This window comes from Nonomuraea antri, from assembly GCF_013283785.1.
In the GTDB taxonomy this organism is placed as follows: Bacteria; Actinomycetota; Actinomycetes; order Streptosporangiales; family Streptosporangiaceae; genus Nonomuraea; species Nonomuraea antri.
The window spans coordinates 1-24,741 of sequence record NZ_JABCPZ010000023.1 but is presented as its reverse complement, the minus strand read 5'-3'; the positions used below and the strand labels follow the sequence as shown (position 1 = coordinate 24,741).

Sequence of the window (24,741 nt, the reverse complement as noted above, 5' to 3'; positions counted from 1 at the left end):
AGATTCCTGTGGCTGGGCCATCCCTGTGGGCCGGTTCTGCGGCTCGCGCGCCCAGGGGCCGTGGCCGAGCGGTGGCGTCAGGCGTACCAGGCCCGTCCCGGCCATCCCCCCACCGTCCGCCCAGGGCGCCACGATCCAGCCGAGGATCACCAGGTGGTCATCCACGGGAGCGTCGACGCGGCTGCGCACGGGCCAGGGAGGTGCCGACGTGGTCGGCCACGCGCCGGCGGTGACCAGCACGCGGGCCCGGGTGGCGCCGCACGTGATGGACCGGCGGCCGGACCAGGCGCCGGTCGTGTTACCGGGCGATCAAGGAGACGAGCGACGCGGCCCTGGACGGGCTCAGAGCCGCCTTGAGCGCCCTGCCTGGACCGGAACCCCGGGGAGGGCGTCCTGCCCGCGCTGGTGCTGGAGCTCGGCCCACGTAGGTGGTGGCCAGGCCGGCTCTCGCGCTCAGCAGGCGCAGGCGATGCCGGAGACCGGGGCGGTGAGCGGGTCGATGGGCTTGCGCGAGACGCCTGAGCGGGTCTCGACCGGGAAGCCCTCGCGGGCCCAGTACTCGAAGCCGCCGATCATCTCCTTGACCCGGTAGCCGAGCTTGGCGAACTCCAGCGCCGCCCGGGTCGCGCCGTTGCAGCCGGGGCCCCAGCAGTAGGTGACCACGGTGACGTCCGCCGGGATGGACGTGGCCGCCCTGGCGGCGATCTCCCCGGTGGGCAGGTGGACGGCGCCCTGGACGTGACCCTGGTCCCAGCTCTCCTGGCTGCGCGAGTCGACCACCACCACGCCGGGGACGCCCGCGGCCAGGTCGGCGGCGACGTCGGAGACGTCGGTCTCGAAGGCGAGGCGGGCGGCGAAGTGGGCGAGCGCGGCGGCGTTGTCGGCGGCCGGGATGGTAGTGACGGCGCCGGCTACGGCGGCGGTGACGGCGGACATTTCCTGACTTGTCCCTTCAGGGCGGGGCGGGTGCGGGGTGCTCTGACGGGTTGAATCCTGCCAGCGGGCCACTTACCCCCAACAGTGGCACGAATGCCGCCTATCGCTAATATCCCGCCATGACGCACAGTCTGATACCCGCGAGTGCTTTGTCGGACTCGCCCGCTAAAGTCAGGACCTATGACTTCAAACGCCACTGACAGCCGAGCTCCGCTCCTGGTCTGGGGAGCGTTGGCGATCGTCTATGTGGTGTGGGGGTCGACGTACCTCGGCATCGCGATCGTCATCGAGAGCATGCCCCCCATGCTGCACGGCGCGTTGCGATTCGTGACGGCCGGCCTGCTGCTGGGCGGCTTCCTGATCATCAGAAAGGGCTGGGCGCCCTTCAGGATGACGCTGCGCCAGTTCGGCGGCGCCGCGCTGGTCGGCGTACTGCTGCTGACCGGCGGCAACGGCATGGTCGCCGTGGCCGAGCAGCACATCTCCAGCGGCCTGGCCGCGCTGCTGGTGGCCTCCGTGCCGCTGTGGCTGGTCGTGTTCAGGTTCGTGGTCAGGGACAGGCCTGGCACGCTGACGCTGGCCGGGGTCCTGGTCGGGTTCGCCGGCGTGGCGGCACTGTCGCTGAACGGCGCCGACGGGTCGGCGTCGAGCACCACCGGGATCGTGGTGATCCTGCTGGCGTCGCTGTCGTGGTCGATCGGCTCGTTCCTGGCCGGACGCATCCCGATGCCCGCCAACCCGTTCGCGGCCAGCACGGTGGAGATGCTGGTCGGCGGGGCGGGTCTGGCCGTGACCGGCACCGCGTTCGGCGAGCGGCTCGACCTCGCCGCCGTCTCAGGACGTTCCTGGGCCGCGCTGATCTACCTGGTGCTGGTGGGCTCGCTGGTCGGCTTCACCGCCTACACCTGGCTACTGACCAACGCGCCCATCTCGCTGGTCTCCACCTACGCGTACGTGAACCCGGTGGTCGCCGTCCTGCTGGGCGTGCTGGTGATCAACGAGAACGTGACGACGCAGATCGTGCTCGGCGGCGTGGTGATCCTGATCGGCGTCGCCCTGGTGGTGTCGACAGAACGCAGATCCAAGGCCCCGGCACGGGAAGAGGTCAAGGTCTGATCAGGGCCCTCCAGGCGAGGGCCCTGATACGTACCCGTCAGCGCGGGAAGGCCGCGGCGGCGGCCAGGAAGGCGTCGTTCGCCTCCGGGTCGCCGATGGACACGCGCGCGCCCTCGCCGGGGAACGGCCGCACGGCCACGCCCTCGACCGCGCACGCGGCGGCGAAGTCGAGCGTGCGCTCACCGAGCCGCAGCCAGACGAAGTTGGCCTCGGTCGGCGGCACCGTCCAGCCCTGCGCGAGCAGCGCCTCACGCACCCTGGCGCGCTCCTTGACCACCCGGTCGACCCGCTCCAGCAGCTCGTCCTCGGCCTGGAGGGAGGCGATGGCGGCGACCTGGGCCAGGTGGTTCACCGCGAACGGGATGATCGTCTTGCGGACGGCCGCGGCGACCGGCTCGTGCCCGATCAGGTAGCCGACCCGCAGCCCGGCCAGCCCGTACGCCTTGGAGAACGTACGCAGCACACAGACGTTCTGCCGGTCGCGGTAGAGGTCGAGGCCGTCGGGGACGTCCTCGTCGCGCACGTACTCGCGGTAGGCCTCGTCCAGGACGACCAGCACCCGCTCGGGCACCCGGTCCAGGAACGCCTCCAGCTCCGCGCGGCGGACGGCGGTGCTGGTCGGGTTGTTCGGGTTGCACACGAAGATCATGCGGGTGTCGTCGGTGATCGCCTCCGCCATGGCGTCGAGGTCGTGGTCCTCGCCCTTGAGCGGCACCATCACCGAACGCACCCCGGCCAGGTCGGCCAGCAGCGGGTACGCCTCGAACGACCGCCACGCGTAGACGACCTCGGCCCCCGGCTCGCCCACGGTCTCGAACAGCTGCTGCGCCACGGTCACCGAACCGGCGCCCAGCGCGACGTGCTCGGCCGGCACGCCGTACTTCGCCGCGATGGCCTCGGTCAGCTTGATCGCACCGGGGTCGGGGTACCGGTTGATCTGGCGCGCGCCCTCGGCGATCGCCTCGACCACGGAAGGCAGCGGATCGTAGGGCGACTCGTTGGAGGAGAGCTTGTACGACCGGCCGTCGGGGGTGGCGACGGCCTTACCCGGCTTGTAAGCCGGCATGGTGTCCAGAATCTGACGGAAACGAGGCATGGCCTTACCTTAAGAGGCGCCGCCAAATGAAGCATCACCCGTCCCCGCCTGCACGGTCCTGAGCAGGTGAATCCCGCCATGGCGACGAACGTCCGGACGGAATGTGTGATGGGGTGGCTTATACCCCCGGCGTGCCTGGTCGCCATTCTCCAGATCGCCGACCGACGTTCGCGATGCCATCAAGCGCGGCCTGGCCCGTGTATTGATGATCGCTGGCACCGGAGAGTGAACACCCAACCGCTTCACCAGAACGCGCGAGGCGGGCGAAGCCCGCATCGGGCGCGAAGCGCCCCTCAGCAGGACGCCCGAACGAAGTGAGGCCCTACAGGAGTCGGGGCCGGCCCCGACCGGCAGAACGCCTGAAGCTGTCACGCGCGAAGCGCCCCCACGCGCAAGACCGTGCTTGGACGAGCCGGGCGAAGCCCGCGCCCGGGCGCGAAGCGCCCCTCAGCAGGACGCCCGAACGAAGTGAGGCCCTACAGGAGTCGGGGCCGGCCCCGACCGGCAGAACGCCTGGAGCTATCACGCGCGAAGCGCCCCCACGCGCAAGACCGTGCTTGGACGAGCCGGGCGAAGCCCGCGCCCGGGCGCGAAGCGCCCCTCAGCAGGACGCCCGAACGAAGTGAGGCCCTACAGGAGTCGGGGCCCGCCCCGACCGGCAGAACGCCTGAAGCTGTCACGCGCGAAGCGCCCCCACGCGCAATACCACGCCCTTCCGGGCCGCTACTCCTTGAGCGACCGGAGCATCGGCGGATGCAGCAGCTCGGCCGGCCCCCGACGGTAAAGCTTGGCCGGACGCCCCCCGTCTCTGGTGGTGGTGCCCCCGGTCTCCACCAGGAAGCCCTCGGCCTTGGTGACCTTGCGGTGAAAGTTACGCGGGTCCAGCGACCGCCCCCAGACGATCTCGTAGACCCGCCTGAGGTCGGCCACGGTGAACTCGGGCGGGCAGAAGGCCGCGCCCAGCGAGGTGTATTCGAGCTTGGCCCTGGCCCGCTCGATGCCGTCCAGCATGATGCGCCGGTGGTCGAAGGCCATCACGCTCAGTGAGTCGACCGGCTGCCAGCTCATGTGCGCCTTCTCCGAGGCCGGCAGGTCGGGCGCGAGCCCCAGGTAGGCCACGCTCAGCACCCGCTGGCGCGGGTCGCGGTCGGGGTAGCCGTAGGTCTGCAGCTGCTCCAGGTGCACCGGCGCGCCGGGCAGACCGGCCCGCTCGGCCAGGATGCGGGCGGCGGCGGCGGGCAGGTCCTCGTCGAGCTGGATGAAGCCGCCGGGCAGCGACCAGCGGCGCAGGAACGGCGGGTTGTCGCGCCGCCACAACAGCGCGCTGAGCGCGTGGTTGCGTACGGTGAGCACGACCAGGTCGACGCTGACCGGGATGCTCGGGACCATGCTCGGCACGTTACACGCTGGTGCGGTCGCCATCGAACGGAAGCAGGATCAGGTCGTGATCCGCACGTGCAACAGTTCGTTGGCCGGCAGGCCGGAGTCGGACTTGACGCCGATGCGCACCCACTCGCCCGCCGGCACCTGGGCCCAGTCGAACGGCACCCAGGCGGTCTGCATGCCGTCGGGCAGCGCCTCCATGCCGTCGTCCTGCTCGTCGACCGGGTATTCCTCGAACCAGCCCTCCGCGGCCACGTTCAGCTCCTTGACGCCGCCCGACCACTCCACGGTGACCGTGCCGGACTTGAGGCTGTAGCCGCGCACCTCCACGCCGTCCTGGACGTCGCGCGGGCGCCTGATGGCGTCCACCGCGATCGGACGCGTCCAGTCCTTCCTGATCTCCTCTTCCAGGGAGGGCGAGCCGCAGGTCAGGAAGTCGCTCCACATGTACGAAACGATCTTCTGGACGTACCGCCCGGCCATCGCCACGGCCTGGTCCAGACGCTTCTTGTCGGTCTTGCCGCGGGTGCCCTGGGGCGCGCAGGGCCGGTCGCCCGAGGGCTCGAACGCCTCGACGTTGGCCCACAGCTGCACCTCGTGGCCCTCCTGCAGCATCTGCCTGCGGGCCTGGGCCATCTCGCGGTAGTAGTCGCGGGTGGAGCCGTGGTACGCCGTGCCGTACGTCGACTCGCCCACCACCGGCCGCAGCCGCTCGTCCACCTCGTCGTCGCGCTCGTCCGGCCAGAACAGGCCCACCTTGCCGGTGCCCCGGCTGTCCTGCGGCGCGATGATGCCGACCCCGGTCCTGGCCAGCGCCTTGAACGCCTCGGCCACCTGGGCGGGCGTCTGGCCGAAGCCGACCCGCTTGCGCGCGTCGAGGTACGGGCTGATCAGGATGTCCTTGCCGGGCAGCTCCTGCTCGACGATCTTGTGCTGGGTGGCGTAGACGTCCAGCGTGGGGTTGGACACCAGGGTGGCGCCCATCTGCACCTCGAACGGCTGGTACACCCCGCCGAGCGAGGCCCGCTGGGCGAAGCGCAGGCCGTAGTCCTGCAGGATGCGGCGGGTCAGCGTGGTCAGCGTGATGAGGTGCTTCGGGTTGGCCCTGGTCGGCGTCTTGGGGTCGCGGGGGGCCAGCGGCAGCGCCGGGTAGACCCGCATGTCGAACCGGTCGGCCAGGTCGAGCAGCTCGCCCAGGCTGTCCTTGCCGGGGGGCGAGCCGGCGATCACGATCAGGTCGTACTTCTGGCCCTTGCCGAAGTCGCACGAGGCCGGGTCCGAGCCGTCCTCCGGGGTGACCACCAGGTAGTAGACGCGCTTGCCCCCGTCGACGGTACGTTCCATGCCCGGGCAGCGGAACAGGTCCTTGCCGAAGGCCTCGTCGGTCCGGTACACGTACGTGCGGCTGACCCGGTTGCCCGGCGCGGCCTTCTTCAGCGCCTGGTCGATGAGCTGGGTGCAGCTCAGGCCACCGGCCTCGCAGCCACGGTAGAGCGGGTCGACGTCGCTCTCGTCCTTGAGCAGGATCGCGCCGTCGTCGGGCCGGACCGAGCGGTACTGCAGGCCGTAGCCGATCCTGATGATCGTGTCGCCGCCGACCCGGTGGATCTCCTGGAGCTGGTGACGCCAGGTGCACGGGTTCGACTTGGGGGTGATCCAGTAGCCCGTGACGGCGTAGGACGCCTCCTTGTCCGTTTCGAACGTGCCACACGGGTCGGTGAACTCGCTCGCCTTGGGCGCCGGCGAGGTGGCCGGACGCGACGGCGGCGGCGACGCGGCGGGCGGCCGCTCCGAGGACGAGGGCAGCACGATGACCACAGCCGCGACCGCGGCCAGGGCGACCGCGCCCACGAGCACGAACAGCCAGCGCACGTTCAGGAACCTACCGCCCTCTGGATGTGCCGAGAATAAACGGCTATTGCTTGACGCCCGCCCAGGCCTCGAGCTGGGACACGAAACGCTTGGCGGAGTTCGGCCAGTGGTGGTTGGCCCGGGCAGCCGCGTAGCCGCGCGCCCCCTGGGCCCGCCGCTCCCTGACGTCGTCGCGCAGCGTCAGCACGGCCTGCGCCACGGCCTTGGGGTCCTCCCACGGGACCACGACGCCGCTGTCGTAGCGCTCCACGAGCTCGACCGCGCGCGGCGACGGCGTGGTGATGACCGGGATGCCGTGCGCCATGTACTCGACGATCTTCGTCGGCATGGAGTGCCGGTAGTTCGGCTCGTCGTGCAGCAGCGACAGGCCCGCCAGGGCGCCGTCGAGCCGCTTGAGCGCCTCGTCGTTGGGCATGAAGTCGCGCCACTCCAGCAGGCCCTCGGTGACGGCCTGGTTGAGCACCGGACGGCTCTGCGGGTCGGCGTAGCCGATGAGCTCCACCGCCACCTTGTACGGCTGCAGCAGCTTGGCCACCTCGATGGCCTCGGCCACGCCCCTGGCCCTGGACAGCCAGCCCAGGTAGACCACCCGGTCGTCGCCCGGCGGGGTGACCGAGTCGGGCACCCAGGTCTCGTTCGGCACGATCAGGTGGGCGTGCTTGAACCGGCCCGCGTACGCGGTCTCGGCCAGCAGCAGGTGCATGTGACGCTCGGCGGTGCCTTCGAGCAGGCGGGCCAGGAAGCGCGCGGGCGGCCGCAGCGGGGCCGGCAGCCACGGCTTGAGCGACAGGGTGGCCGGGGTGTCCTCGTGCACGTCCCACACCACCGGCGGCCTGTTACGCACGCCCCAGACCGCGAACAGCAGCTCGGGGTCGTGGATGAGGACCAGGTCCACCTTGTCGCGCATGCGCTTGAACAGCCGTCTTGCGGCCCATACGGCCGCCAGCCGTTTGCGCTGCGCCGCCCTGGGCAGGTCGACGCCGGTGACCCACGGCCTGGGGACGACGCCGTGCGCACTGAAGGATGCGGCGTACGTGACCTCATGACCGGCATCCACGAGGGCGCGGATCTGCCGGTGCAGGATCCGGGCATCCTCGGGGTTATGCACCACCGTCATGACGAGCACGTGCACTGCGCGCAGCCCTCCGTCGCTACAGCCGCTCGACGCGTTCACCCTCGGTGAGAACACCGCGGGTGTCGAGCACGAGCCTGGCCTTCGCCTCGACCATGTCGAGGTCGAACGCGGCGTGCTGCTGCAGCAGCAGCGTCACGTCGGCGTTCACCACGGCCTCGGCCAGATCCTCCTCACGCGGCACCTGCGTGCCGTCGACCGACCACTCCTTGACGTACGGGTCCGCGAACGAGAGCTCGGCGCCCAGCTCCAGCAGCGCACGCGCCACGGGCAGGGCCGGGGTCTCACGCTCGTCCGCGATATCCGGCTTGTAAGTGACGCCGAGCATAACCACTCTGGCGCCGTTCACGGGCTTCTTATGCCTGTTCAGCAATCGCTGGACGCGGGCCACCACGTAGGAAGGCATCCGCTCGTTGATCTCCTGTGCCAGCTCCACGAACCTGAACGGGTACCCCAGCTTACGCACGGTGTAGGACAGGTACGAGGGGTCGACCGGGATGCAGTGTCCGCCGACGCCGGGACCGGGCAGGAACTTCTGGAAGCCGAACGGCTTGGTGGCCGCCGCCTCGATCGACTCCCACAGGTTGATGCCCAGCTCGTCGCAGAAGATCGCCATCTCGTTGACGAGTGCGATGTTGACGTGCCGGTAGGTGTTCTCGAGCAGCTTGGCCATCTCGGCCTCGCGGGTGCCGCTGACCGGCACGACCTGCTCGATGAACTGGCCGTAGAACGCGGTCGCCCGGTCGCGGCACGTCGGCGTGAAGCCGCCGACGACCTTGGGCGTGTTGCGCAGGCCGAACTTGGGATTGCCCGGGTCGATGCGCTCGGGCGAGAAGGCCAGGTGGAAGTCTTCGCCGGCGACCAGGCCCGAGGTTTCGAGCAGCGGGCGGGCCACCTCGTCGGTGGTGCCCGGCCAGGTGGTCGATTCGAGCACGACCAGCGTGCCCTTGCTCAGGTTGCGCGCGACGGACTTGGTCGCGCCCTCGACCGCGGAGAGGTCCGGACGGTGGTCCTCGTCCAGCGGCGTGGGGACGCAGATGACGATCGTGTTGCTCTTGGCCAGCACTGACTCGTCGAGCGTGGCGCTGAACCCGTTGGCCAGCATGTGCTCGAGGTCGGCGTCGGTGAGGTCATCGATGTAGGACTGCCCGGCGTTGAGCGCGTCGACCTTGTTCCGGTCGACGTCCACGCCCACGACCCGCAGGCCGGCGGCCACTGCCTCCTTGGCGAGCGGCATGCCGACGTAGCCCAGGCCGATGACAGCCAAGTCGATTTCTGTCACAGCTGTGCCTTAGAGAGCCGGAAACAACACTTCATGGTCGCAAAGGTTATCTCAAGTCCACCTAGCTCACGCCTAATGCGACCGAACCCGTCACAACAGACAGCCAACTTGGAGGTCATCATTCCGCAAGAGATCGGTATAGAGCTTGATAAGTCTCGGCAACGCGGCCCCAGGTGCGCTTCGCCGCCACTTCCGCGCGACCGGCTTCACCCATCTCCGCGCGGCGTGCGGGATCTTCACGAAGATCCGCGATCGCCTTGGCGAGTGCGGCGGGATCGCCGGGCGCGACCAGCATTCCGGCCCCGTCAGAGCCCACCAACTCGGACAACGCAGGCAAATCGCTGAGCACCACCGGCTTTCCGAGCGCCATCGCCTCGACGGGTTTCAATGGCGTAACAAGTCGGCAAACCCGCAGGTCCTCTCGCGGGCAGGCGAAGATGTCGATCGCGTCCTGGGCCTGCAGCGCCTCTTCCGGGCCGACCCGTCCCGGAAGGATCGCGTCGCTCAGTCCGAGTTCCCCGACCAGGGTGAGCAGGTTCTCGCGCTCGGTGCCGTCGCCCACGATCAGCACCCGGACCGGGTTGCGCTGGTCGCGCAGCAGCGCGGCGGCCCGCAGCAGGGTGGCGAAACCCTCGTAGGCCACGATGCTGGACACCGAGCCGACCACGATCTCGTCGTCGGCGATGCCGTACTCGCGGCGGAACGAGGCGCCGTCGTACTGGGCGCTCAGCAGGGAATCGTCCACCGCGTTGGGCGCCAGGTGGATCTTCTCCCTGGGCACCCCGCGCTCGACGATCTCCACGGCCATCGTCTCGGCCAGCGTCACGACCGCGTCGGCCTCGCGCATGAGGAACGCCTCGCGCTCGCGCTGGAGCACGTGCCGCTGGCTGCCGACCCGGATCGGGTCACGCGAGGCCCAGGTCTCCTCCAGGAAGCCGCGGACCTCGTACACGAAGGGGGTGCCCGTCCTGTCGCGCACGGCGTGCGCGACAGAGCCGTTGCGGTGGTCGGTGGCCGCGTGCAGCACCTGCGGGCGTAGCTGGGTGACGAGCTTGGTGACCTCGTCCGCGCCCTTGATCATGCGTCCGCGCATCTCGAAGGGCATCTCCCCGCGCCCGTCGGGCAGCAGCCGGTGGTACGGGGTGCCGTCGATCTCCTCGAAAGGCGGCGCGTCGGCGTGCCCCTGCAGCATGGGCCAGCCCCAGCTGGTGACCACGTGCGGGTCGAGCCCGGCGGCCCGCTGCGAGGTGACGATGCGGTGCGTGCGCACGGTGTAGCCGGCCTGCGTGTACGGCAGCGCGTTCGTGACCAGGTGCAGCACCCGGCCCGCCACCCGCTCGGTGATGGCCACCTTCGGGCCGGGAGGGATCGGCTCAGGGCTGATGGCGGCCAGCTCGCCCCGGTAGTAGGCGGCCCTGCGCTTGACGAACGGGTACTTGGCGTGCGCGTCGAGCGCCTCGGCGGCCTGGCTGACCCGGCCGGCGTCCCAGTGTTCCTTCGCCTCGTTCCACGGGGCCTTGATCATGCGCATGCCGAGCTTGCGCACCATGCGCCTGGCCTGGCGCGCGGCCGGCCAGGCCACCTTGCCCACGACGGGACGCAGGCGCGGCGGAAGCGCGTCGGCGGCGGCCTGGGCCACCCGGACGGGGTCGGATTTGACCTTCGTCACGACGACGCGGGAGACGATGATCGGATGCTGGACGAAGCCCTTGAGAAGTCCACCGACGCCTGCTCGGGCGGACTTCGCGGAAACCTTGGAGGAGTCTTGACGACTGGCGTCGGATGCCACGCGGTGACCGTACCATAGGCAACGTTTTCTTCCCTTCCGCTATGAAAGGCGAGGTCAATGAGGGAGAACCCCCTGGTCCTGCACGTACTGGGTGCTCGCCCCAACTTCGTGAAAGCGGCCCCGGTGGTGCGAGCACTCGCTGAGCTCGGCGTGCGGCAGGGCATCGTCCACACCGGCCAGCACTACGACGCGCTGATGTCGGACGTCTTCTTCGCCGACCTCGGCCTGCCGGAACCGGTGGCGAACCTGGCGGTCGGCTCGGGCACCCACGCCAAGCAGACCGCGGCCCTGCTGGTCGGCCTGGAGGAGCTCTGCCTGGAGCAGGAGCCGGACCTGGTCGTGGTCTACGGCGACGTGAACTCCACGCTGGCCGCGATCCTGGTCTGCGCCAAGCTGGGCATCAAGACCGCGCACGTGGAGGCGGGGCTGCGCTCGTTCGACCGGGGCATGCCGGAAGAGGTCAACCGGGTGGTCACCGACGCGCTGGCCGACCTGCTGTTCGCCACCTCGCCCGAGGCGCTGGCCTACCTGGCCGCCGAGGGCGTTCCCGCGTCCAAGGTGCACCTGGTCGGCAACCCGATGATCGACAGCCTGTTCTCCGCCCTGCCGTCGCTGGACCCGGCGCCGGTGGCGGCCCGGCTCGGCCTGCCCGCGCGCTACGCCGTGGCGACCCTGCACCGTCCGGCCAACGTCGACACCGCCGAGGCAGCCAAGGAGCTGGTGGACGCGGTCCTGGAGGTCTCGCGGCAGCTGCCGATCGTGGTGCCGGTGCACCCGCGCGGCAAGGCGCGCCTGGCCGAGGCCGGTCTGGTGGACGGCGAGACGATCAAGGTCGTCGAGCCGCTCGGCTATGTGGACTTCCTCTCACTCGTCCGCGGGGCCGCGCTGGTCGTCACGGACTCGGGCGGCGTGCAGGAGGAGACCACCATGCTGGGCGTGCCCTGCCTGACCCTGCGGCCCAACACCGAGCGGCCGATCACGGTCACGCACGGCACGAACCGCCTGGTCACGCCGGCCCTCCTGCCCGCGGCCGCGGAGAAGGCGCTGTCCGACGGCGCCGCCACGCCGGCCGGCGAGCTGCCGGTGCTGTGGGACGGCAAGTCGGGCCCGCGCATCGCCACGGTGATCGCCGCCTGGCTGAAGGGCGACAATCTGGCGCCGGCTTCCCAGGCCATTCGCTCGGAATAACGGGCCAACCCCCCGTACCATGACATATCTCCGCTAGAGCGATTGGTTCCCCCATGGCCGAAACCCCTGACGAGCCCACCTTCCAGCGGCTCGGTCCCGTCAACTGGCTGCCCGAGGAGCGCAAGCTCGTCGAGCGATACGAGGCCGAGGTCAGGGAGCTGCGCCGGCGCCTGGAGATAGCCGAGGCCAAGGCCGCCTACTCGGCGTGGAAGCTGGAGGCCACCCAGGCCAAGCGCACGTTCAAGCTGGGCGAGGCGCTGGGCACCAAGAGCCCGGGGAAGATCGTCGAGGCGGTGCGGTCCAGGGAGAAGGCGCCCAAGCCGCCCCTGCCCGTCGCCGAGGCGGCCGAGCTCGCCAACCACCGGCCGCCGCTGGTCGAGGTCCCGGCGGTGAAGTGGCCGCTGGGGCCGGTGAACCGTCCTGACCTGAAGGTCGCCGTCATCCTGGACGACTTCTCCAGGATGGCCTTCAAATACGAGTGGGACCAGATCGAGTTCGGGCTCAAGGACTGGCCGGAGATCTTCGCGGAGAAGCGTCCGGACCTGCTGTTCTGCGAGTCGGCCTGGCACGGCAACCAGGGCCGCTGGCGCTACCAGATGACCGGCACGAACGCGCCCAAGGAGCCGCTGCGCGAGCTGGTCGCCTGGTGCAAGTCGGAGGGCATCCCGACGGTCTTCTGGAACAAGGAGGACCCGCCGAACTTCGACTTCTTCATCGACACGGCCAAGCTGTTCGACTACGTGTTCACCTGCGACGGCGACATGCTGCCGAAATATCGCGAAACTCTGGGACACGACCGGGTGGACGTGCTGCAGTTCGCCGCCCAGCCCCGGGTGCACAACCCGATCCAGCAGAAGCAGGGCCGGCTGCACGACGTCGTCTTCGCCGGCATGTACTTCCGCGACAAGCACCCCGAGCGCCGCGAGCAGATGGAGACCGTGCTCGACCCGGTCCGCGAGCTCGGCCTGCACATCTTCGCCCGCAACGGCGAGGTGGACGAGAAGTACGCCTGGCCGGAGAAGTACCGCCCGCACATCGTCGGCGAGCTGCCCTACGACCAGATGCTCGCCGCCTACCGCATGTACAAGGTGTTCCTGAACGTCAACTCGGTGCTCGACTCGCCGACCATGTGCGCCAGGCGCGTGTTCGAGCTGTCGGCCTGCGCGACCCCGGTCGTGACCGGCTGGTCGCGGGCGATCGAGGAGACGTTCGGCGAGCTCATCCCCATCGCGCGCGAGCCGATCGAGTCGTACAACCAGGTGCTGCACCTGATCAACAGCCCCGAGCTGCGGGCCAGGATGGGTCACCTGGCGATGCGCGAGGTGTTCGACAAGCACCTGTTCTCGCACCGGGTGGACCAGATCCTGCAGCTGCTCGGCCACGCCACCGCGCCGCGCGCCCGGTCGATCTCGGTGGTGCTGCCCACCAACCGCGCCTCGCAGATCGAGCACGCCATCTCCTCGGTGGCCCGTCAGATCCACCGTCCGCTGCAGCTCGTCATGGTGCTGCACGGCCTGGACATCGACCCCGTGGTGGTCGCGGACAAGGCCCGCATGGCCGGCATCACGGACGTCGTGGTGCTGCCCGCCGCCGCCGAGCTCTCGCTCGGGGCCTGCATGAACCTGGGCATCGCGGCCGCCGAGGGCGAGCTGATCGCCAAGATGGACGACGACAACCTCTACGGCGACCACTACCTGTCGGACCTGGTGCGCGCCTTCGACTACTCCGACGCCGAGCTGGTCGGCAAGGGCGCGCACTACTCCTACTTCGAGGGCAGCAACACCACCATGCTGCGGCTGCCCGGGCTGGAGCATCGTTACTCGTTCCTGGTGCAGGGCGGGACGTTCCTCGGCACGGCCGAGATGTTCCGCTCGTACGGGTTCGCCGACATCACCCGGGGTGAGGACACCCACCTGGTGCGGCGGCTCAAGGAGGACGGGGTCAAGATCTACTCGGCGGACCGGTTCAACTTCGTCTACTGGCGCAGCGCCGACACCTCGATGCACACCTGGCAGGCCGACCACATCAAGCTGACGCGTAACGCGCAGTTCTCGTTCGTCGGGCGGCCGGACGCGCACGTCCTCATCTGAGCGGCCGCCCGGGCGGGTCAGATGCGGTAGTCCTTGAGCTCGATCGAGTTGGCCGCCTTGGTGGACATCTTGTCGAGCAGGCGCAGGAAAGGGCCCTTGGTGAGCACCCGGTGCGCCAGGTCGCGGAGCTTGATGCCGCGGGCCGTCCTGGGCGCGAAGAAGGGGCCGGCGTTGCCGGCGATCTTCTGGCACGCCTTGGCGTAGGGCCTGATGGTCTCCTGGTAGCGGGCGAAGGCGGTGACGTGGTCGCCGTCCGCCGCCGCCAGCTCGCCCGCCAGCACGTACGCCGCGATCATCGACATGCCCGCGCCCATGCCGCCCATGGTCGCCCCGTAGCCGGCGTCGCCGACCAGCGCGACCCGGCCCTGGGTGAAGTGCTCCATGTGCACCATGCTGATCGAGTCGAAGTAGAAGTCACGCGACTCCGCCAGCCCGGACATCAGCGTGGGCATCTCCCAGCCCATCCCGGCGAACGCGCGGGCGACGAGCTCCTTCTGGCGTGCCACGTCCCGGTGGTGGTAGTCCAGCGCCTCCGAGGCGAAGACGCACAGCAGGCCGGCGCCGTCGGCGTCCGCGTTGAAGGCGCCGCCGCGGCCGGGCTCGCTGTAGAGCAGCGTGCTGCCGCTCCGCCCGAGCGGGTTCGGCGTGCTGAACAGCGCGGCGTAGTAACCGGACGGCCGCACGAAGCGCTCCTCAGGCCCGAAGGCCAGCCTGCGGACGATGGAGTGCAGCCCGTCCGCGCCGATCACCAGGTCGAACGTGCGGCTCAGGCCGCTTTCGAAGGTGACGTGGACGCCGTCGGCACGCTCGGTCATCGCGGCGATCGAGTCGTTGAAGATGTACTCGGCCCGGTCCTTGGTCATGTCGTGCAGCAGGCGGCTCAGGTCGCCGCGGGTGATCTCCACCGCGCCGCCGGTGAACGAGGCGGGCAGGCTGATCTTGACCCGGCCGGTCCCGTCGATGATCTGCAGCTCGCTCGGCTCGGTCTGCCAGCGGCGGATCTCCTCCAGGATGCCCATTCTGCGCAGCATGGTCAGGTGCGCCTCGCCGCGGAAGTCGACCGCCTGGCCGCCCTCGCGCAGCGCCGGGGCCCGCTCGACCACCGTGACGCGGTGCCCGGTGCGGGTGAGCCAGTAGGCGGTGGCGGGGCCGGCCAGGCTGGCGCCGGAGATCAGGATGTTCTTGCTCATCGGGTGCTCCCTCGTCGTCTTGCGATGAATCAAGACTCGGCGAGGGCGCGCACCGCGTACGCACCGGCGGCGCACCGCCCCGTGCTTCCCGGTGACCCGTGTTATCTGGTGACCTGTGTTATCTGGTCACCCGCGCCAGGTTCTGGTCGGCGAGCCGGCCGAGCTCGAACAGGCCACGGGGCTTCACCCGCTGCCCGACCACGAGCATGCTCATGATCAGGTTCCCGCGCCTGATCATCACCGAGCCGATCTGGGCGTTCTGCTTGCCGCCCGCCGCCGTGGTCAGGTACGCCCGCGACCGGTCGCCGCGTGGCGGCATGCGCAGGTCACGGGTCTTGTACGTGACCTGCGTGCCGCGTACGTCGGCCTGGTAGGCGGCGCACTGCGCGGGGAGCGGGTCGGGGAACGCGGTGCCCGGCAGCGACACCACGGCCTGGGTGATCGAGCCCCGCTGGGCGGCGAAGGCGATCACCGCGGCCGGCGCCTTGGCGACCTCCGGCCTGGCGGCGTCGAGCTGGGCGGCGCCCGCGCACTCCGGGCGTTCCAGCTTGGCCTGGCGTACCGCGGCCAGGCCCTGCTGGGTGGATTTGAGCGCGCCGAACGCGCCGGTCTCCGGGCCGTAGGCGATGGTCATGCCCTTGGGCACGGGCAGCAGCGCGGCCCGCAGCCTGGCCGCGTCCACGCTCGCCGACGGCGACGGCTGCCCGGCCTGGCCGGACTTCTGCTCATCAGCGGCCGCGCAACCGGCAACGACCATCATGCTTAGACAAATCCTGAAAAAGGCCTTAAGCATGAATTTCTCCAATTCCTCTGGCGGCATCAGAAAAAACGCTAGAGGAATCGGCGACCAGACAACCGAGCAACGCCGCTATCAATGGAATTCGGGGGTTTCACGAGGGATTTCCGGTTCACCGGCCCCCAGGGGCGCCCGCCACTGCGGTCGCCTCGGCGGTCGCGTCGCGAGGCGCGACGGCCGGACGGGCTCCAGGTCGGCGGGCTCGGGCTCCCGGGCCTCGGCGTCCAGGCCACCCCAGATCCCCCTGTTCACGGCATTCCAGACAGCACGCCAAAGGGGCATTCGCCGTAATAGGTCGCGCAAAATGTTCCTCGTCCCGCTGCGCGCCACTGAGCGACATTCGGCGGCGCTGCCGAGGATCGGCGACATGGACGACCTCGGGATGGACCGCGCCATTTCCCGCCGCGATTTCTTCGACGGCATCGCCGTGACCGCCGCCGGGTGCGCGGCCGGCGGGTACGCGTCCACCGGGATCCCGTCGCTCGCCGAGCCGCCCTTCCGGCTGCTCGGGGACACCGCGCAGGCGCTGGCCGTCCCGCACGCGCTGCGCGACGGCCGCTTCTGGCGGTACGCCGGGCCGCCCGCGCACACCGGCGAGACCTACGACCTGGTGGTGGCCGGCGGCGGGGTGAGCGGGCTGAGCGCGGCCCACGAATGGCTGCGCGGGCATCCGGGGTCGCGGGTGCTCGTCCTGGACAACCGCGACGAGGTCGGCGGCCCTGGGCCGGAGAGCTCGGGGGAGATCAGGTCACCGTCCCCGGAGACGGAGGACCTGCTCGACCGGCTCGGGTTCCCGCCCGCGCCACCGCACCACCAGCCGGCCGCGTACGACGGCGTCATGTGCGACGCCGAGACGTTCGGCGCCGACCGGCTGGTCGAACTCGGCCAGGACTGGATCGGCGGGCTGCCGCTCGGCGAGCGGGCCAGGCGGGAGCTGCGGACGCTCCACGAGGACCCGCCCGACTGGTTCCCCGGGCTGCCGGCCGAGGACAAGCAGGAGCGGCTGGCCGGGCTGACGTACTCGCGGTTCCTGCTGGAGATCTGCCGGGTGCATCCTGACGTGGAACGCTTCTGCCGGAGCCTGCCCAGCCGCGAGTGGGCCTGCGACGCCCGGGCGTTCGGCGCGATCGACGCCTGGGGCCAGGGCTATCCGGGCTTTCGCGGGCTGGGGCTCGACGGCGGGAAGCCGTCCAGGTTCAACGCGGCAGGCGTGCGCAGGCGGTGGGACGAGCGCCCGGCCCGGCACGCGCCAGGCCCGGCGCTGGTACGCGCGCTGACCGGCCGGCTGATCCACGACGGCGAACTCGACCGGCCGGGCAACCGGGTCCGCGTCCGCCTGTCCAGCCCGGTCGTGCTGGCCAGGGACGAGGGCCCGGCGGCCGTCGTCGGCTACTTCGACGGCCACGAGGTCAGGACGGTGACCGCGGGAGCGGTGATCCTGGCCTGCCCGCACGCGTTCATCCCGTACCTGGTGCCCGATCTGCCCGCCGATCAGCGGCAGGCGTTGCGCGCGGCCGTCCGGCTGCCGGTGCTGGAGGCCGTCGTGCGGCTGCGCGGGCCCGGGCCGTGGCGGGCCGGGCGAACCCGCTGGACCGGGGCGTACTGGTGCGTGAGCGAGCTCGGCGCGCCGGCCGCCGACGGTTCGGTCACCGCGCGCCTGTACGCCGCGCCCTGCCGGTCCGAGCTGGGCCCGCGCGCCGGGGCGGCGGCGGCCCGGTGGGAACTGCTCAGGACGCCGTTCGAGCAGCTGGAGCGCTCGGTCCGCGACCAGCTCGCCAGGCTGCTCGGCCGGGCGGGATCGGACCTCGGCGTCGAGGCCGTCACCGTGCACCGGTGGGGGCACGGGGTCGCGGCCGGCTACCGCCGCCCGTGGGACGCCTTCCACCCCGGCGGCCCGTACCCGGCCGACACCGCGCGGCGCCGTTTCGGCAGGATCGCCATCGCGGGCTCCGACGCGGGCGCCGGCACGGGTCCCGCCGACAGCACCGACGCCGCGATCACCGCCGCCTGCCGGGCCGTGCGAGAGCTCGCGGCGGCACGGTGATCGACCGGGTCTGGTCGGCGTGATTTCCCTGGTCACGATGGCTCGACGGAGAGTGATCAACGAGAGCGCCGGAACTTGCCCCAATAATCACGGTAATCATCGCGTTCCTCCCACTGCGCGGAGCCATAAACGGTGCTAGTCTCCTGTGCGATCTTCCGGAGGTGTATTTACACAAGGTGTGGAAATGCCCTTCGACTCGAGGTTGGGACATGGGCTCGCGAAACCGGTCAATTCGGTTCAAGATCTTTTTATTGCTGCTGCTACCCCTCCTGTCTCTGAGCGCGCTCTGGGGTTTCGTACTCAACCTCACCATGGGCGACGGACAGTCACTGCTGCGAGCCGACACCTTGTACCGAACCCTCGGGGTCTCCTCCACCGAGCTGGGAATTCAGTTACAGGGCGAGCGGGTGCGCTCGGCCCAGGCGCTCACCACCCGTAAGCTCACCGAGGACCTGGGCGCGCAGCGGGCCCGCACCGACCGGGCGATCGACGACTTCCAGCGGGCCGTCTCCGAGGCCGGCGACGCGGTCAGCGAAGACCTCGGCGGCCCACTTGACACCTTGACCACCGGGCTCAACCGGCTCGGCTCCATCCGGGCCGACATCGACGGCGGCCTCAGCTCCCGCCTGACCGGCCTGAACGAGTACAACCACCTCCTCGACGCGCTCTACGCGCTCTACGACCACCTGGTCTCCGTCTCCGACCTGGCGCTCTACCAGCAGGCCGCCTCGCTGCAGACCATGGGCCACGCCCGCGAGCTCATCGCCAGGCAGCACGCCCTGATCACCGCGGCGCTGCTCGACGAGGATCTGACCGCGCCGGAGATCTCCGCCTTCACCGAGTACGCGGCCACCAGGAAGTTCCTGCACGCGCGCGGCCTGGCCGGACTCGACGTCGAGCTGCGCAGGTCCTACGAGCAGCTCTTCGCCGGCGAGCCGTTCCTCACCTTCGCCGCCATGGAGGGCCAGGTCATCAAGACCGGCGAGCCCCCGGACGACGCCGGCGCCTGGAACTCCGCGGTCGACAAGCTCTCCGCCCAGCTCGACAAGGTCGCCGTGACCTCGACCGCGGTCGTGACCGAGCGGGGCGGCGAGGCCGTCGACGGCACCGTGGCCAGGATCGCGTTCGCCGGCGGCGTCGGCCTGATCGCGGTACTCGCCTCGATCATCATCTCGGTACGCTTCGGTCGTCGCCTCGCCGCCGAAATGGCGGGGCTGCGTTCGGCGGCGCTGGAACTGTCCACCCAGCGGCTCCCGGACGTCGTGGAACGGCTACGCAAGGGCGAGGACGTGAACGTGGGGAAGGAGACCAAGGCCATCAAGGTGAGCGGCTCCGCCGAGATCATCGACGTGGCCAGGGCCTTCGGCTCCGTGCAGCACACCGCGGTGCAGGCCGCGGTCGGCCAGGCCGCGCTGCGCCGCGGCGTCAGCCTGGTGTTCCTCAACCTGGCCAGGCGCAAGCAGGGCCTGCTGCACCGCCAGCTCGCGCTGCTCGACGGCATGCAGCGCCGCACGCACGACCCCGACCAGCTCGAAGAGCTCTTCCGCCTGGACCACCTGACCACGCGCATGCGGCGGCACGCGGAGAGCCTGCTCATCCTGTCCGGCTCGGCCCCCGCCCGCGTGTGGCGCAAGCCCGTCGCGGTGATCGACATCGTCCGCGCCGCCGTGGCCGAGGTCGAGGACTACACCCGGGTCAACGTCGAGACCATGCCGGACAGCGCCTTCGACGGCGGCTCCGCGACCGACCTGACCCACCTGGTGGCCGAGCTGATCGAGAACGCCACCATCTACTCGCCCCCGGACACCTCCGTCCAGGTGCGCGGCGACCTGGTCAGCAACGGTTACGCGATCGAGGTGGAGGACCGCGGGCTCGGGCTGTCGCCCAGCGAGTACGCCGCGTTCAACGCCATGCTGGCCGACCCGCCCGAGTTCGACCTGGCCGACAGCGACAGGCTCGGCCTGTTCGTGGTGGCCAGGCTCGCCGCCAGGCACGGCATCAAGGTGCTGCTGCGGCGCTCGCCCTTCGGCGGCACGACCGCCATCGTGCTGGTGCCGAAAACGCTGGTCACCGAGCCAGGGGCGGTCGAATCCGGCGACGACATGCCGGCGTTGCCCGCGCGTACCAGGAAGAAAGCCCTCGCGGTGGTCAGCTCGGGAAGCCATGCCGGGCTGCCGCGGCGCGTACGACAGGCCAATCTGGCCCCACAGCTCAAGGAAGCGCCCGCAGAGCTTCCCGAGCCGGCCGTGGAGCCGGAGGAGAAGAAGACCGAACGCTCTCCCGATGAGGTACGCGACCTGTTCTCCGCGTTCCAGCGGGGCAATCAGCGCGCACGAGAAGAAGACAATGATGAGGGGGACGCATGAGTGTGCCGACCACCAACACCGGTGAGCTGAACTGGCTCCTCGACGACCTGACCAGCAGGGTGGCCGCGGTACGCCAGGCCGTGATCCTTTCGACGGACGGCCTGGCGGTCGGCTATTCCAAGGGCCTGACCCGCGAGGACGCCGAGCATCTGTCGGCCGTGGCGGCCGGCTTCCAGAGCCTGGCGCGCGGCACCGGGCGGCATTTCGGCGGCGGCGACGTCCGTCAGACCATCGTGGAGATGGAGACGGCGTTCCTGTTCGTGACCGCGGCCGGGCAGGGCACCTGCCTCGCGGTGATCGCCGACGCGAACGTCGACGTCGGTCATATCGCCTACGAGATGGCGATGCTGGTCAAGCGGGTGGGCCAGCACATCACCACCAACCCGCGCACGGGCACGCCATGAGCGACAGCCCGCAGTGGATGGATGAGGAGGCGGGACCGATCGTCCGGCCTTATGCTCTCATCCGCGGCCGCACGAGATCCTCTGGGGAGGGCCTCGACCTCATCGCGACCGTGCGCGCCGTACGCGGCCCCTCCGCCGGCCACGACTCTCTGGGGCCTGAGCAACAGCTCATTCTGCGGGCGGCGCGAAGCCCGATCTCGGTGGCCGACCTGGCCGTCGAGCTCGACCTGCCTGTCGGCGTCGTCCGGGTGCTGCTCGGCGACCTGCTTGACCACGGCCTCGTCTCGGTGACCTCACCCTCATCGGCCGGGTCGCGGACGAATGAGCGCATTCTCAAGGAAGTGATCAATGGACTCCGTGCTCTCTGAGGACCCCGTAGCGCTGAAGATCCTCATCGCCGGGGGGTTCGGCGTGGGCAAGACCACGCTGGTCGGCGCGATCAGCGAGATCAAGCCGCTGCGCACGGAGGAGGTGCTCTCCGACCGCGGGATCGGGGTGGACGACCTCGACGGCGTGGAAGGCAAGACCACCACCACGGTGGCGATGGACTTCGGCCGCATCACCATCCGTGATGGCCTGGTCGTGTACCTGTTCGGCACGCCCGGGCAGGAGCGGTTCTGGTTCATGTGGGACGAGCTCAGCTACGGCGCGCTGGGCGCGGTCGTGATCGCCGACACCCGGCGGCTGACCGACTGCTTCCCGTCCGTCGACTACTTCGAGCAGCGCGGCACGCCGTTCGTGGTGGCGGTGAACTGCTTCGACGGCGCCGACAGGCACAGCGTGGACGACGTGCGCATCGCACTCGACCTGGACGACGACGTGCCGGTGCTGCTGTGCGACGTGCGGCGGCGCGCGTCGGCCAAGGAAGTCATGATCGCCCTGGTCGAGCACTCACTGCGGACTCTGACCTCCGCGAACTGATCCCCCTGCGGACCCTTTGGCCCCGCGCCGCCGTTCCCCCCGGCGCGGGCCGTCAGAGGGCACGAAGCCCGTTGATCACCTCACGCAGCAGGCTCTCCGTAGGCGTGGCGCCCCGGTCGACCGGCGGACGCACCGCGACCAGCCCGTAATCGAGCAGGTCGCTCAGCAACACCCTGATCACCCCCACCGGCAGCCCCAGTTCCGAGGCCACCTCGGCCACGGGCCGGCTCCCTCCGGCCACGCAGCTCAACAACCGCCGGTGCTGGGTGCTCAGCTCGGCCTTGGCCGGCACCGGCAGCCCGGTCAATCCGACCGTCGCCAGCAGGTCGAGCGAGGCGGACGTGGGCCTGGTGCGTCCGCGGGTCACCGCGTACGGGCGCACGACAGGCCCGGCCTCCTCGTCAACCCACTCGTGGTCGCGACTCACGATTGAGATCCCCCATCCTGATCGCTGTCCTGGCGCCCCCGCTGCCAGCCGGACTGAAGCGAGGAGAGCAGCGCCCTGGTCTGCTCGGGCGAACGCTCCTCCGGTACGTGGGACACGTGCTCCTGCCGCTGCGGCAGGTTCGTCTGGCGTACCCGGCGGGGCAGCACCGGCTCCTGCGGCTGCCCGACCGGTGAGGTCACCCCCCGCTTGGTCGTGCGCACCCGGCGCGGCAGCTCGCCGTCGCCGGTGGTCTCGGTGTCCGGCCTGACCACGGAGACGGAGACCGACTCGAACCGCAGCGGCTCCACCGGCGCGGGCACGTGCTCGACCAGCGTCCTGGGCACCAGCACGATCGCGGTCGTGCCGCCGAACGGCGAGGGCTTGAGCGTGACCTTGATCCCGTGCTTGGCGGCGAGCATGCCGACCACCGCGAACCCCAGCCGCTCGGTCTGCGCCGGGTCGAAGTCGGGCGGGCTGGCCAGCCGCTCGTTGATGGACCTGCGGATCTCCTCGGACATGCCCAGGCCGCGGTCCTCGATCTCGACCGCGAAGCCGCGGCCGACCATCTCACCGCGTACGGAGATCTCGTTGTTCGGGGCGGAGAACGAGGTGGCGTTCTCGATCAGTTCGGCGAACAGGTGCATGAGGTCGGCCACGGTGCCGCCCGACACCCCGTACTCGGGCATCGGGTAGACGCGGACGCGGGTGTACTCCTCGATCTGGGCGGCGGAGCCGCTCAGCACGTCCTCCATCGGGATCGTGCCGCGCCACCTGCGGCCGGCCGAGCCGCCGGACAGCAGTACCAGGCCCTCGGCGTGGCGGCGCATGCGGGTGGTCAGGTGGTCGAGCTTGAACAGGTGCTCGAGCGCTTCCGGCTCCTCGGTCTGGCGCTGCATCTCGTCCAGCAGCTTGAGCTGGCGCTGCAGCAGCGACTGGCTGCGCCTGGCCAGGTTGCGCAGCGCCTGCGCGATGCCTTCGCGCATTCTGGCCTGCTCGACGGCGGCGTCCACGGCGGTGCTCTGCACGCTGTCGAACGCCGCGGCCAGGTCGGCGACCTCGCTGGTCGCGTCGGAGCCGACGGTGATGGCCGGGGCCTCGGACGCGATGTCCACGCTCTCGCCCCTGCGCAGCTTGGCCACCACGTCGGGCAGCCTGATCTCCGACAGGTCCAGCGCGGTGCGGCGCAGGCCGGCCAGCTCCCTGGTGATGCGGCGGCCCAGCCGCACCGAGATGAAGATCGAGAAGACGACCGCGATGAGCCCCAGCGCGCCCGCGATGGCGGCCTGCACCAGGATCGACACGCCCGCAGGCTCCATCCTGGACAGCAGCTCCCCGCCGGTGCTCCAGACGGCCTCGGTGTACTCCTTGAGCACCGGGTCGGCCAGCCCGCGCCAGATCTGCATGTCGACGGGCTGGGCCGCGATGTAGCCGGTGAGCACCCGCTCCATCGTGGCGTACCTGGAGGAGGCCTCCAGCTTCTCGAACGGCGCGCGCAGCTCGGGGTCGAGCTGGGCCAGGGCCTTGGGGAACAGGAAGCGCCTGGTGCCGTCGATCCCGGCCACCAGGTGCATGTCCGCGTGCTCGATCTTGCCGTTCACCGCGACGATCAGCGCGTGCTCGCGGCTGAGCAGCTCGCGTACCTCGTCGGCGGCGATCAGGCCCTGCGCCTGGAGCGAGAGCTCCACGTCGGTGCTGATCGTGAACGTGGAGTACAGCAGGTGCACCGCGTCCGAGACGGTCGCGTACCTGGTGATCAGGTCTCTGCCGGTGAGCTTGCCCTCGTCCACCCGGCGCCGGGTGTCGGAGAGGTTGTCCACGGCGGCCAGCACGCCTTGCAGGCGCGTCTTCATCTCGGCCGTCATCGAGTCCCTGACGTCCTGCGACAGGACGCTGTCGGTCAGGGCCTTCCTGGTCTTGTCCGCCTTGGCCCGGGCGGCGGACAGCGCGGCCGGGTCGGTGGCGACGCCGGCCAGCCGCTCAGCGGAGGCCAGGCGTTCGTTCTGCAGGTCGGTGACGAGGGCGTCGGTGTGGTTGATGACACCGGACCAGAACGTCTCGACCTTGAGCAGGTTCAGCGCCTGACCCGTGGTCGTGCTCGCGGCGAAGGCCCAGAGCGCGACCAGGGAGATCAGGGGGATGACGAGCAGCGTCGAGATCTTGAACCTGATAGATCTGCCCGATGCCATGACACCCGCTCCCGGATAGAAGATCGCGGGAGAGAATAGCAGCAAATCGGACCATTTTAAGATCGACTAGCGATAAATCTGTGATAAGTCGTGAAATTTGCGGCCTGTGAGGTCCGCCGGACCCACACCACCCGCACCAGCCAGGCCGCCAGCACGGCCAGCAACCCCACCTCGGCGCCCAGCAGCAGCCGCTCCACCAGCCCGATCAGCACCCGCTCGCCCGGCATCGCCACGTACGTGATCGCCAGCACCCCGAAACCGCCCGCCAGCGTCACCCACTCGACCGTCCTGGCCACCGGCTTCCACTCGGCGTGCGCGGCCAGCCTGGGCACCAGCAGCGCCCCCGCCGCGGGCAGGCTCACGAACGCGGCCACCGACACGTACCGGTGGATCAGCGCGGTCGTGGTCAGGTCGTGGCCGATGGGCGTGGTCGGGATGACCGCGGCGACGATCAACGCCCCCGACCACACCATCAGCAACTTCTCGGGCAGCCCCCGGATCGGCGCCCCCACCGCCCGCAGCC

20 protein-coding genes are annotated in these 24,741 nt (G+C 70.3%); 8 read left to right on the top strand and 12 right to left on the bottom strand.

The window, feature by feature from the left end; translation table 11 throughout:
• Positions 1 to 453 precede the first annotated feature (453 nt).
• Entirely contained in the window at positions 454 to 936 is a 483-nt protein-coding gene (locus tag HII36_RS10700; RefSeq protein ID WP_173522954.1) for a rhodanese-like domain-containing protein, read from the bottom strand.
• Positions 937 to 1,167: 231 nt separating this feature from the next.
• On the opposite strand from HII36_RS10700, the gene HII36_RS10695 reads away from it, so the two are divergent.
• Positions 1,168 to 2,052, top strand: coding sequence for an EamA family transporter (locus HII36_RS10695; protein WP_236003368.1), 885 nt, complete (start codon positions 1,168 to 1,170; stop codon positions 2,050 to 2,052).
• Positions 2,053 to 2,089: 37 nt separating this feature from the next.
• Here HII36_RS10695 and hisC read toward each other — a convergent pair whose 3' ends face one another.
• From hisC to HII36_RS10665, 6 genes are all read right to left on the bottom strand, one after another.
• Positions 2,090 to 3,148: a histidinol-phosphate transaminase gene (gene hisC, locus HII36_RS10690; RefSeq protein ID WP_173522952.1), complete on the bottom strand. Its 1,059-nt coding sequence runs from the start codon at positions 3,146 to 3,148 to the stop codon at positions 2,090 to 2,092.
• Positions 3,149 to 3,871: 723 nt separating this feature from the next.
• Entirely contained in the window at positions 3,872 to 4,537 is a 666-nt protein-coding gene (locus HII36_RS10685; protein ID WP_173522951.1) for an NUDIX hydrolase, read from the bottom strand.
• A gap of 48 nt (positions 4,538 to 4,585) precedes the next feature.
• Positions 4,586 to 6,403 (bottom strand): DUF4434 domain-containing protein, encoded by a 1,818-nt coding sequence (locus HII36_RS10680; protein WP_173522950.1) that lies wholly within the window; start codon positions 6,401 to 6,403, stop codon positions 4,586 to 4,588.
• Between the two features lie 43 nt (positions 6,404 to 6,446).
• Complete coding sequence (locus HII36_RS10675) at positions 6,447 to 7,535, bottom strand: glycosyltransferase (protein ID WP_173522949.1); 1,089 nt, start codon at positions 7,533 to 7,535, stop codon at positions 6,447 to 6,449.
• 19 nt (positions 7,536 to 7,554) lie between these two features.
• Positions 7,555 to 8,817 carry a nucleotide sugar dehydrogenase gene (locus HII36_RS10670; protein WP_173522948.1) on the bottom strand — a complete coding sequence of 421 codons (1,263 nt, stop codon included), beginning with the start codon at positions 8,815 to 8,817 and terminating at the stop codon, positions 7,555 to 7,557.
• A 118-nt stretch (positions 8,818 to 8,935) separates the two neighbouring features.
• Positions 8,936 to 10,606 carry a glycosyltransferase family 4 protein gene (locus HII36_RS10665; protein WP_173522947.1) on the bottom strand — a complete coding sequence of 557 codons (1,671 nt, stop codon included), beginning with the start codon at positions 10,604 to 10,606 and terminating at the stop codon, positions 8,936 to 8,938.
• Between the two features lie 57 nt (positions 10,607 to 10,663).
• Here HII36_RS10665 and wecB point away from each other — a divergent pair, with 57 nt between their 5' ends.
• On the top strand, positions 10,664 to 11,794 hold the full coding sequence (gene wecB, locus HII36_RS10660; protein ID WP_173522946.1) for a non-hydrolyzing UDP-N-acetylglucosamine 2-epimerase: 1,131 nt from the start codon (positions 10,664 to 10,666) through the stop codon (positions 11,792 to 11,794).
• A gap of 53 nt (positions 11,795 to 11,847) precedes the next feature.
• The gene (locus tag HII36_RS10655; protein ID WP_173522945.1) at positions 11,848 to 13,884 is read left to right on the top strand and encodes a glycosyltransferase family protein; all 2,037 of its coding nucleotides are present in this window, start codon (positions 11,848 to 11,850) and stop codon (positions 13,882 to 13,884) included.
• Positions 13,885 to 13,901: 17 nt separating this feature from the next.
• Here HII36_RS10655 and HII36_RS10650 read toward each other — a convergent pair whose 3' ends face one another.
• Together HII36_RS10650 and HII36_RS10645 are read right to left on the bottom strand one after the other, a co-directional pair.
• A complete protein-coding gene (locus HII36_RS10650; RefSeq protein WP_173522944.1) occupies positions 13,902 to 15,074 on the bottom strand; it encodes an FAD-dependent monooxygenase in 1,173 nt (390 codons plus the stop codon).
• Between the two features lie 118 nt (positions 15,075 to 15,192).
• Positions 15,193 to 15,834, bottom strand: coding sequence for a hypothetical protein (locus tag HII36_RS10645; protein ID WP_173522943.1), 642 nt, complete (start codon positions 15,832 to 15,834; stop codon positions 15,193 to 15,195).
• A 403-nt stretch (positions 15,835 to 16,237) separates the two neighbouring features.
• On the opposite strand from HII36_RS10645, the gene HII36_RS10640 reads away from it, so the two are divergent.
• From HII36_RS10640 to HII36_RS10620, 5 genes are all read left to right on the top strand, one after another.
• Positions 16,238 to 17,914, top strand: a complete 1,677-nt coding sequence (locus tag HII36_RS10640; protein ID WP_236003367.1) for an NAD(P)-binding protein — start codon at positions 16,238 to 16,240, stop codon at positions 17,912 to 17,914.
• A 251-nt stretch (positions 17,915 to 18,165) separates the two neighbouring features.
• On the top strand, positions 18,166 to 20,280 hold the full coding sequence (locus tag HII36_RS10635; RefSeq protein WP_173522942.1) for a sensor histidine kinase: 2,115 nt from the start codon (positions 18,166 to 18,168) through the stop codon (positions 20,278 to 20,280).
• On the top strand, positions 20,277 to 20,684 hold the full coding sequence (locus tag HII36_RS10630; RefSeq protein WP_173522941.1) for a roadblock/LC7 domain-containing protein: 408 nt from the start codon (positions 20,277 to 20,279) through the stop codon (positions 20,682 to 20,684). The genes HII36_RS10635 and HII36_RS10630 overlap by 4 nt, the downstream gene beginning before the upstream one ends.
• The gene (locus tag HII36_RS10625; RefSeq protein ID WP_173522940.1) at positions 20,681 to 21,052 is read left to right on the top strand and encodes a DUF742 domain-containing protein; all 372 of its coding nucleotides are present in this window, start codon (positions 20,681 to 20,683) and stop codon (positions 21,050 to 21,052) included. Before HII36_RS10630 ends, HII36_RS10625 begins: the two co-directional genes overlap by 4 nt.
• Positions 21,033 to 21,605: a GTP-binding protein gene (locus HII36_RS10620; RefSeq protein WP_173522939.1), complete on the top strand. Its 573-nt coding sequence runs from the start codon at positions 21,033 to 21,035 to the stop codon at positions 21,603 to 21,605. Before HII36_RS10625 ends, HII36_RS10620 begins: the two co-directional genes overlap by 20 nt.
• 52 nt (positions 21,606 to 21,657) lie before the next feature.
• On the opposite strand, the gene HII36_RS10615 is transcribed toward HII36_RS10620, so the two are convergent.
• From HII36_RS10615 to HII36_RS10605, 3 genes are all read right to left on the bottom strand, one after another.
• Entirely contained in the window at positions 21,658 to 22,032 is a 375-nt protein-coding gene (locus HII36_RS10615) for a DUF742 domain-containing protein (RefSeq protein WP_173522938.1), read from the bottom strand.
• Complete coding sequence (locus HII36_RS10610; protein WP_217369373.1) at positions 22,029 to 24,218, bottom strand: sensor histidine kinase; 2,190 nt, start codon at positions 24,216 to 24,218, stop codon at positions 22,029 to 22,031. The genes HII36_RS10615 and HII36_RS10610 overlap by 4 nt, the downstream gene beginning before the upstream one ends.
• A 56-nt stretch (positions 24,219 to 24,274) precedes the next feature.
• A partial coding sequence (locus HII36_RS10605) for a DUF998 domain-containing protein (RefSeq protein ID WP_173522936.1) occupies positions 24,275 to 24,741 on the bottom strand: 467 nt, incomplete at its 5' end.

Excerpts from the sequence above, each read along its gene's own strand:
- HII36_RS10700 (WP_173522954.1), bottom strand. The coding sequence starts at position 936 with ATGTCCGCCGTCACCGCCGCCGTAGCCGGCGCCGTCACTACCATCCCG.
- hisC (WP_173522952.1), bottom strand. The coding sequence starts at position 3,148 with ATGCCTCGTTTCCGTCAGATTCTGGACACCATGCCGGCTTACAAGCCG.
- HII36_RS10685 (WP_173522951.1), bottom strand. The coding sequence starts at position 4,537 with ATGGTCCCGAGCATCCCGGTCAGCGTCGACCTGGTCGTGCTCACCGTA.
- wecB (WP_173522946.1), top strand. The coding sequence starts at position 10,664 with ATGAGGGAGAACCCCCTGGTCCTGCACGTACTGGGTGCTCGCCCCAAC.
- HII36_RS10655 (WP_173522945.1), top strand. The coding sequence starts at position 11,848 with ATGGCCGAAACCCCTGACGAGCCCACCTTCCAGCGGCTCGGTCCCGTC.
- HII36_RS10650 (WP_173522944.1), bottom strand. The coding sequence starts at position 15,074 with ATGAGCAAGAACATCCTGATCTCCGGCGCCAGCCTGGCCGGCCCCGCC.
- HII36_RS10645 (WP_173522943.1), bottom strand. The coding sequence starts at position 15,834 with ATGATGGTCGTTGCCGGTTGCGCGGCCGCTGATGAGCAGAAGTCCGGC.
- HII36_RS10640 (WP_236003367.1), top strand. The coding sequence starts at position 16,238 with ATGGACGACCTCGGGATGGACCGCGCCATTTCCCGCCGCGATTTCTTC.
- HII36_RS10630 (WP_173522941.1), top strand. The coding sequence starts at position 20,277 with ATGAGTGTGCCGACCACCAACACCGGTGAGCTGAACTGGCTCCTCGAC.
- HII36_RS10625 (WP_173522940.1), top strand. The coding sequence starts at position 20,681 with ATGAGCGACAGCCCGCAGTGGATGGATGAGGAGGCGGGACCGATCGTC.
- HII36_RS10620 (WP_173522939.1), top strand. The coding sequence starts at position 21,033 with ATGGACTCCGTGCTCTCTGAGGACCCCGTAGCGCTGAAGATCCTCATC.
- HII36_RS10610 (WP_217369373.1), bottom strand. The coding sequence starts at position 24,218 with ATGGCATCGGGCAGATCTATCAGGTTCAAGATCTCGACGCTGCTCGTC.